This window comes from Penaeicola halotolerans (genome assembly GCF_016464625.1).
In the GTDB taxonomy this organism is placed as follows: Bacteria; Bacteroidota; Bacteroidia; order Cytophagales; family Cyclobacteriaceae; genus Penaeicola; species Penaeicola halotolerans.
On the sequence record NZ_JAEAGO010000267.1, the window covers coordinates 1 to 228 of the forward strand.

Annotated in this window: 1 pseudogene; it reads right to left on the reverse strand. The window is 36.4% G+C overall.

Annotated features, from left to right (window positions below):
* A pseudogene (locus tag I5349_RS14350) lies at window positions 1–169 on the reverse strand (glucoamylase family protein); the annotation flags it as partial.
* Between the last annotated feature and the right edge of the window lie 59 nt (window positions 170–228).

Genomic DNA, 228 nt, shown 5'->3' on the forward strand with positions numbered 1-228 from the left:
TTCGAATATAGGGATTTTTCTTCAACAATGACCAAATCAATCCTGATTCGTGGGTGACAATCATCAATAAGATTGGACCTTGATCAATATCTAGATAATCTTTTGCGATCCAGCCAGCTGCATTTGTTACGCCATATATGTAAGTTGGATTAAATGCATCTTTAAATCCATATGGTCCATATTATCTATCTCCGTAAATACTGTCCATTGCGCTGAGGGCTTTTTTTG